This is a genomic window from Mycobacterium sp. (assembly GCF_032159565.1).
Classification (GTDB): domain Bacteria; phylum Actinomycetota; class Actinomycetes; order Mycobacteriales; family Mycobacteriaceae; genus Mycobacterium.
The window spans coordinates 1-3,482 of sequence record NZ_JAVHWR010000051.1 but is presented as its reverse complement, the minus strand read 5'-3'; the positions used below and the strand labels follow the sequence as shown (position 1 = coordinate 3,482).

The 3,482-nt window shown below is 61.1% G+C and carries 4 protein-coding genes; all 4 read right to left on the bottom strand.

All coding sequences use genetic code 11. The features are described from left to right. Nucleotides 1-51: 51 nt before the first annotated feature. From QOC76_RS06780 to QOC76_RS06765, 4 genes are read right to left on the bottom strand one after another with little or no spacing between them, the layout of a single operon-like run. Nucleotides 52-774 carry an SDR family NAD(P)-dependent oxidoreductase gene (locus QOC76_RS06780; RefSeq protein ID WP_526355499.1) on the bottom strand — a complete coding sequence of 241 codons (723 nt, stop codon included), beginning with the start codon at nt 772-774 and terminating at the stop codon, nt 52-54. Beyond that, a complete protein-coding gene (locus tag QOC76_RS06775) occupies nt 771-1,703 on the bottom strand; it encodes a phosphoglycerate dehydrogenase (protein WP_526355497.1) in 933 nt (310 codons plus the stop codon). The genes QOC76_RS06780 and QOC76_RS06775 overlap by 4 nt, the downstream gene beginning before the upstream one ends. Then, nucleotides 1,700-2,374, bottom strand: coding sequence for an acylneuraminate cytidylyltransferase family protein (locus QOC76_RS06770; protein WP_526355495.1), 675 nt, complete (start codon nt 2,372-2,374; stop codon nt 1,700-1,702). The genes QOC76_RS06775 and QOC76_RS06770 overlap by 4 nt, the downstream gene beginning before the upstream one ends. A 19-nt stretch (nt 2,375-2,393) precedes the next feature. Further along, a complete protein-coding gene (locus QOC76_RS06765) occupies nt 2,394-3,353 on the bottom strand; it encodes a glycosyltransferase family 2 protein (protein ID WP_526355493.1) in 960 nt (319 codons plus the stop codon). Nucleotides 3,354-3,482 lie beyond the last annotated feature (129 nt).

Genomic DNA, 3,482 nt, shown 5'->3' with positions numbered 1-3,482 from the left:
ACCTACAGCCCTGTGAATGTTGGCACACGTTCAGCCCCGGTACGGGCACCGTTACTCGGAACCCAGACGAGCAGTTGCTCCACCGTCAACGACAAGAACCGTCCCGGTGACGAAGCGGGCGTCGTCGCCGATCAAGAATGAGACAGCCCCTGCGACTTCGCTCGGCTCGCCAATCCGGCCCAGCGCTGTCCGCTCGCGCAACACCGCTTTGCGCGCTTCCATCGACTCCCCCCAGCGCGCGAAACCCTCACGGAGCTTCGCGGTGTCGATAGCCCCTGGAGCGACAGCGTTGACGCGTATTCCAGGACCCAGATCTATTGCGGCCGAACGCACCCAGCCTTCCAATGCCGCCTTCGTCGTGGCATAAGCGGTGACCCCGCCCGATGTCGCGCGGCCATGGACGCTACTTATGACGACAACCGAACCGTCATTGGCCGCGAGATTTTCGCGGCTGCCCGCAATAAGCGCGTCGACTGCAATAACGTTGACCCGCAGCGCATCTATCCATTCGTCGAGGGGTGTTTCGCCCGCCGGCGCAATCGGTTGTACCGCGCCGTTGTGCACAACGGCCCTCAACTCGTAGGTCCGTGCCAGTTCTCGGCCAAGATCCACTAATTGCTCGGACTTGCGCAAGTCGATCTGGAGGTGGGTGTCCGCCGCTGGAGCAGGGTTGCGGTCGATCCCGATCGCGATATACCCATCTTTGCGCATCCGCTCACACAGCGCCGCGCCAATGCCGCCGGCGGCTCCGGTGATGACCACGGCGCGGGTCACCTCGTAAGCTCCTCGAGGAGGTACTCGACAGCGAAATCGCTTGCCCGCACCACGCCTTCCCGAGTGTTCGACGCATTGTGCGCGCCCAACACCACGTTCGGCAGCGTTCGGAGTTCGCTCGCAACTGGGAGGGGTTCCACCTCGAACACGTCGAGCGCAGCGCCCGCAATGCGGCCGCTTTTTAGAGCGTCGATCAGGTCCGGCTCCGAGACGACTGGTCCTCTCGCTACGTTCACCAGATAGGCGTCCGGGCTTACCAAGGCGAGGCGGCCGGCGTCCACGAGATGGAATGTCTCGGGGGTAAGCGGACAGGCGAGGACGATGAAGCGACTCGTTTTCAAGAGCTGGTCAATATCGACGATTGACACGTCCGCCGACACCAAGTCGACGTAGGGGTCGAAAGCGACGACGTCCATGCCGAAACCGTGCCCGCGCTTAGCGACCTCGCGTCCGATCGCGCCGAAGCCCACAATTCCAAGCCGTGCCCCGGCAAGTGTTATTCCCTCGACCTTGGGCCACTCCCCACGGCGGACGGCGGCGTCCACGTCGATGTAGCCCCGCACGAGGTTCAGAATGTAGCCGAACGCGGAGTCGGCGACTTCGTGGCTGAAGACGCCAGGGGTATTACGAACGGTCACCCCGTGTTGTCGGGCGGCGTCGTGGTCGACGGAATCCATCCCGATCCCCCACCGGATCACTGTCTTGAGTTTCGCGGCTCCATCGAAGAACTCACGGTTGAGCTGGTCATCACCGGCAATGATACCCACCAGACGATGGCTGTAGTCGAGCAGTTCGGAGGCGGTGAACTGTTGGCGCCCAGCGAGTTCCGGCGCTACGACGTCGTATCCGAGGTTCTCGATGCGTTCGCGGTATCGCGGGAGTTCAACCTGCATCTGCCGGCAGGTCACAAGAATCAGCGGCTCACTCATAGGGTGATCCCGCCGTGCTCGGCAATGGCGGCCGCCAGGGAAAAATCCTCTTCTATATCGATGTCGACCGCCTCCAGCGGCGCAATCTCAACCATGAACGGACGTTCTCCGATGCGGGTGCCACGCTCCCGCAGCAATCCGGGAGTAAAAATGAAGAAGCACGAATTCTCAATGAAAAGCGGTGCAAGATCCTGTGTTCGAAGCAATACAGACGGATCATGATTGACGGGCCGTGTCTCGGCGTCCCAGAGGCGCGCCTGCAGGCGCGTCACGCTGAATGCGGAATCGAACTGGCGGTCGGGTCTTGCGAAGAGATTAAGTGCGGCAGATACCGTGTCGGCCTTGAGAAATGGGTTCGTCGAGTGTGTCTGTAGCACGGTGTCGGCGTCGACCTGATCGAGCGTGTTGAGCAGCACGTCGTTCATGGCGATCGCGCCATCACGCAGATGCACTGGGCGCAGAAGCACCTGCACGTGCGGGAAGTTATCGGCGCAGTCCTGAATGATGAATTCGCTATCGGTGTCGATCACGATCAGGTCGATTCCGGCGACCGAACTTAACATACGAACGACGTGGTGGTACAGCGGAATTCCCGCCAGTGGGCGGTAGTTCTTCCCCGGAACACGCTCACTGTTGTGACGCATCGGGACGATTGCGACATTGCGGGTCATTAGTCTCTACTAGCGTTATCTAAGCGTCTTCGGAATACATGATCTTGCGGCCGGGCGCAGGCGGGAGGTCGTAGCTCTGCTGCGACTCTGGCGGGTAATAGAAGCGCTGCAGCAATCGCTCCGACATGTGGTTGGGGGCGCGGAAACCTTGCCACGCACCAATAAACTGTGCGAATCGGAACTGCGGGATGCTAAAGACGTTACTGCGAAGGCGGTTGGCCTTGACCGCCTCCCGGTAGTCACCGGCGATGTTCGACAAGGCGAGCTCCAGGGCGTTCGCCAGGGACATCTGCGACCCTTCGACGATACGAGCGTAGGCCATTGCCTCACGCCGGTATCTGTTCCGGATAGTGCTCCAAGTCTCTTCGTGCACGTGAACCACTGGCGCATCCGCGACATATGCGATCTTGTACCCTCTGTCGAGGGCCTTCTTGGCAAAATCGAGATCCTCAAGGCCGGTGAGTGTCTCGTCATAGGGAGATTCCTGCCATACCGACTTCAGTACGGCCGCGTTGGCATTATTGCTGAACGGATGGTCCTGGTCCCAGATGTTTTGATTGGGAAACCATTTCAGCATCACCCGTGATTCGGAGAACTTAGTACGCTCGTCTCCGACCTGGCGCCCATACGCTATCGCCACGTTGTCGCGGTCAAACGCGCTGACGATGTGCTCGACGTGCGTGTTGTACACCGGGTAGACATGGGCCGAGGCGAACAGCAGGATGTCGCCATTCGCTGCGGCGCAGCCCCTATTGAGCGCCCGACCGAAGGAGAACTCGCTTTTGGCGATAGGCACGATGGTGCAACCGGCGGCCTCGGCGATCGCGACGGTGTCGTCCGTAGAGCCCGAATCGACCAGGATGATCTCATCGAGTTTGACGGTTTGCTGTTCGAATCCCTTAAGCAGCCGGCCGATGTGCTCGCCTTCGTTGTGAGCGCGGATAACCGCCGACACTCGGGGCGGGCTGATCTCAGTCATCCTTCGCAGGCCCTGCACTGGCGTCACGACTGTCTCCGGGACCGGTAACGTCCTGCCCCCGCGCAATGCAGCCCGACGGCCAATGCACGCTCATTCAGCCGCCCCACGCCTTCCGCCGGCCGGCTGCGT

Bases quoted from the DNA above. Each gene is read 5' to 3' on its own strand.
- QOC76_RS06775 (WP_526355497.1), bottom strand. From the start codon at position 1,703: ATGAGTGAGCCGCTGATTCTTGTGACCTGCCGGCAGATGCAGGTTGAA.
- QOC76_RS06770 (WP_526355495.1), bottom strand. From the start codon at position 2,374: ATGACCCGCAATGTCGCAATCGTCCCGATGCGTCACAACAGTGAGCGT.
- QOC76_RS06765 (WP_526355493.1), bottom strand. From the start codon at position 3,353: ATGACTGAGATCAGCCCGCCCCGAGTGTCGGCGGTTATCCGCGCTCAC.